1 protein-coding gene is annotated in these 4,382 nt (G+C 56.0%); it reads right to left on the reverse strand.

The window, feature by feature from the left end; genetic code table 11:
- Nucleotides 1-570: 570 nt before the first annotated feature.
- Nucleotides 571-3,582: a hypothetical protein gene (locus Q8Q07_02645; GenBank protein ID MDP3879190.1), complete on the reverse strand. Its 3,012-nt coding sequence runs from the start codon at nucleotides 3,580-3,582 to the stop codon at nucleotides 571-573.
- Nucleotides 3,583-4,382 lie beyond the last annotated feature (800 nt).

Genomic DNA, 4,382 nt, shown 5'->3' on the forward strand with positions numbered 1-4,382 from the left:
AGCAGATAATAAACTATGTCAGGTGGCAGGGGGAACAGGATTCAGGTCAAGCGAAGCTTGAACTGTAAAGTGCCACGGGCTCTGCCCGTGGGTATCTACGGGCTTGTTGCCGGGAAATGAACGGGCTGTCAGCAGCGTTAATATCTCTGATGTATAGGGTATTATTCGGTTTTGGTTGGCGGTGTCATTGCGAGACCATTCCGCCGCAGGCGGAAGGCGAAGCAATCTCAGAGATTGACACGAGCTTCGCCCTCGCAATTACAGGGAGACCTTTTGGACAGACTCTTCAGTGTCCGGATATGCTCATGTTCTGGATGCCGACTTTCGTCGGTATGGTTATCCGCTTGGCAAATGTCTATACAATGACAGTCCCTTCTCCCTTGACGGGAGAAGGTCAGGATGAGGGTGAATTTGAGGCTACCCCTCACCTTAATCCTCTCCCGCAAGGGGCGAGGAAATACGTAAAGTCAATTACGCAAGCATTAGTAATAAATGGAAATAAAAAAGGAAGAGGGGTCACCTGGGTGACCCCTCTTGTACTCGGTTCGGGTATTGCCCGTCAGGCCGGAACTAGGCTATGCGCCGGGTTCTGACAATCAGGACAATCAGGGCGATGATGAGTATCGCGCCGATGGCGATAATCGTCCACAGCAGATAGCTTGGGATCGGCTGTGCTGGCCCCGGTACCGGTACTTCCACTTTTACTATCTGTGGAGGTGAGGCCGGCGGGGTCGGCTCAATCACTATCGGCGGCGTCGGCTCAACTGGCCTCTGCTCGGTGGTGAAGATGCCGGTTGTCCACGGATTCTTCTCCGACCTTACTCTCCAGTAGTAGGTGGTTCCGTATTTGAGAGTGTCGCTTTCCGTGGTCTGGTAGAAGGTACCGGTCACGTTATGGCTCCAGTCGAGTACGGCAAAGGTCGAGTCCTCGGCTACAGCGATTTCGTAGCTGGTAGCTTCGTTAAACGGGGTCCAGACGAATGTCGGCATGATGGAAACTGCGGTGGCGCCGACAGATGGAGTCGTGACCTGGAAGTCAGCCGTCGCGGCTTCGATGGCGAAGCTGCGGGTTGCTGACCACGCGCTGTACATCGGGCCGGTCTCGGCTACCCTGACCCTCCAGTAGTAGGTGCTGCCCGGGTTGAACTGGGCCACCTGGTTGGTGGGTCCGGTAGGACCGATTACCTTGGCTACAGTGCTTGAGTCGATTCCGGTGAAGGTCTCGTCATAGACGATAGCGGCAAAGCCAGAGTCGGCAGCAACCTGTATCTGCATCGAGTTGACCTGGCTGACCGGCCGCTCCCAGATGAAGGTGACGTTGAAGGCCTGGGCATCCGGGTTCACCTGAACAGACGTTTTGTCCGCCGGGGCTGTCAGTGTCGGACCTACCAGGGCTATCGGGTCGGTCATGCTGAACAGCGTATTGGCAGCACGGTCAACCGTCCAGAACTTGGGCGCATCGGACTTCTTCAGCGCCTGCGGCTGGAAGTCAAGTTTCTCCCCGGCGCTTTCCTTGAAGCTCCACAGCGCCAGAGCGGAACTGGCCGAGTCCTTCAGGTTGAGCGCCCGGTAGAGACGGCTGTCGGTGGTATTGGCTGTCAGGACGTAGATGACGCCTTCATGGTTAGCTATTCCGGTAACCACGTGGTTGGTGGCGAATGAAGGTGTACGGCTGGACCAGGTCGCGCTCTTGTCCGCCTTACCCCGTTTCACTGAGTCGCCCGTACCGGCATAGATGATATTGTTGTCGGCGTAGTCCATATCGGCGACAACATGGGAGTTGCCCGTATCTACCTTGCTCGTAATCCTGGTGAAGGTTGCCCCGCCGTCCTTGGAGAAGGCGACGTAGCCGTCACTGCCGCCAACGAGCACGTCGTTGTTCGGCGCCAGGGTTATCGAGTGACCGGCGAGACCGTCAAGGTTCTTCTTGGTGCTCCAGGTAGCGCCGGCATTGGTGGTCTTGGTGGCGCCAGAGGTATCTATGGCATGGACGACGTCAGCGCTCTCCACGACGAAGTCCTGGATTGCGGTGAGCTGGTAAGCGGGGACATGTCTCCATGTTTCCAGGCCGCCGTTAACGCTCAGCCACATATTCGTGGTCATCTTGGAAGCGATGTAGACGACTGAGTCATTCTCCGGGGCAAGCCGTACCAGGAATGGTGAAGTGGTGGCTGTCATACCCTGCATGCTCAGTACCCGTTTCCATCCGGCGGATGTCTTCAGCCAGACGCTGGTATCATTGGTGGCGTCGGCTGAGGTCAGGTAAATCTTGCTGGCATCAGCGTTGACGGCGACATCGTTCAGGGTGGTTAGCGTGGTATCAATCAGGCTGATGTCATTCCAGGAATAGCCGTTGTCGGTGGAGACGGAGAAAGCACTCTCGTCGCCAGAGGTGGCGGCTATGGCGGTATCACCGTTCCAGCCGACCAGGGTCTTGGCATCGGTGAGTCCGCCGCTGGGGAGTTTAAGGGTGTTGGTGCGCAGCGCGTTGGGGCTGCCGCCGCTGGTGGGGTTGCTCCAGCTAAAGACAACGTTGCTGAGGTATCTGCCGCCGAGCAGCACGCTGTTGGCTGCGTTCAGGGACAGGCTGCCGATGGCAGTAACGTCAGTAGCGTCGTCCCACTCGTTAAAGGCTCCTACCCGGGCGGCATCGGTCATGCGGTAGACCTTGCCCCCGCTGGTGGCGCCCGCCGAAGTGACGAAGGCAATGCGCCGTGTCAGGTCCGTGGCCAGATAGTCACTGACCAGCTCGATATCAGCCGCGGCGACACCGCCGCCGATGCCGGTATCAAGAGCGATGCCGGTCCCGTAGGAGCTCATGCCCTCGCGGGCGATACCCTGGTTCCAGCTTGTCTGCCCTTCCGTAAAGCGGAAGAGCTGGAAGGTGGTTGTGCCGGCGTCGGCGCTGATGACGGCGATGGTCTCGTCAGTGACGGAGTTGGGCGAGAACTTGGCCGCCATGACAGCCGTCTGAGAGGCGGTAAAGTTGCCGCTCCCGGCCATTCTTGCCTGCCAGTTCTGCGCCATTGCCAGTTTCAACGTCCAGAGTTCGGCCACACTGCCGGTGGTGGCGCCGCCGATTGCGACATAGCGGGTTGCCCCGGCTGATATGTCAATAGAGTTGATGGTAACGACCGGGGTTGTCACGGCGGGTATAGCCAGGTTGTCCCACTCTCCGCCGCCGTTGTTGGATAAGTAGACCTGAGGCTCGGCGGTGGCGATGATAACCACATCGGGGTCATCGGGGGCCACGGCCACTCTGGTGACGGCTGAGGCCGGGTAGTTGGTGGTGGTGGTCAGGCTCGTCCAGGTGGCGCCGCCGTCAGTTGACTTGTAGGTGATATTGTCGGTGGTGGTGGTGCCGGTGGCGGCATAGATGACGTTGCCGTTGACCGCCATGTCAACGATATCCACACCGGCCGGGCCAATGATATTATCTACCATGGCCTTCAGGTCCTTCACCGAGCTTTCTTCGCCCAGGGAAAGCGTGCCCGCTGTCGCCGGGATGGCCATCACCCACAGGCTGGCAAGCAGCATCAGGCTTAAGCCCACACCCATTATTTTATTTATTTTTTTCTTCATCGACCTTTGAAAGTCCTCCTAAGTTTTTCAGGTATGTCATCTCTCCGGGGAAAGAGGGTTCCGAAACTTATTCCCTATTTAATAACCAGAGAGACAAGAATCAGCTAACCGTAAATTGAGCATGATAACTCAGGTTCCTCCGGGCCGGCGTGGTTAGGAGTTCTCCGGCCTTTCTGGCTCTTGTCATGGCATCACCTCCCTTCTTAAATTTTGCTCGTAACAGCGTTGAGGTAGACAGACTACCCCTTACAAGTATTATAGCACGCTGTGTCAACCCCCTCTGCTTGAAGCTATTTGTTTCCCGCCTTTCGTTTACTGTCCTCCGGGGTGTGTCTCTTTTCCCCGCGGGATTCGCGGATAGTTTAATATCTATAACGAACAAATCCGGAAAAGGTTACCGCTCATTTTAGGGAAATTCTGAGAAAAGGGAAACAGGATACAGTTTTCCCCTTTGTCCAGAAGGGGAGACGCTATTCGGGTTTGTTTAATAGTATCCTGTCAGGTTGATCACAGTTCAATCTTTAACCAGGATTTGCCCTCTAATCATTTTGTCATCGAGGGGTACCCCCATCCCGGATTGCCACGTCGCTGAGTTTACACTGAGCGAAGTGAACGCGCTCCTTGCAATGACAGCTTACTCAACCAAGCGCAAATAGAGCCTTTAGTGTAGTGTCTCACTAATAACTTAACAATGTCATTCCGTACTTGATACGGAATCCAGGTGGGGTGATGATGCTGGATTCCCGCTTTCGCGGGAATGACAATATGAAGTGTATTGTAAAGGTATCTCTGAGACACTA

It is taken from the genome of Dehalococcoidales bacterium (assembly GCA_030698765.1).
GTDB lineage: Bacteria > Chloroflexota > Dehalococcoidia > Dehalococcoidales > UBA2162 > JAUYMF01.

What these genes read in the sequence shown, in the direction of transcription:
- Q8Q07_02645 (MDP3879190.1), bottom strand. Translation starts at nt 3,582, where the DNA reads ATGAAGAAAAAAATAAATAAAATAATGGGTGTGGGCTTAAGCCTGATG.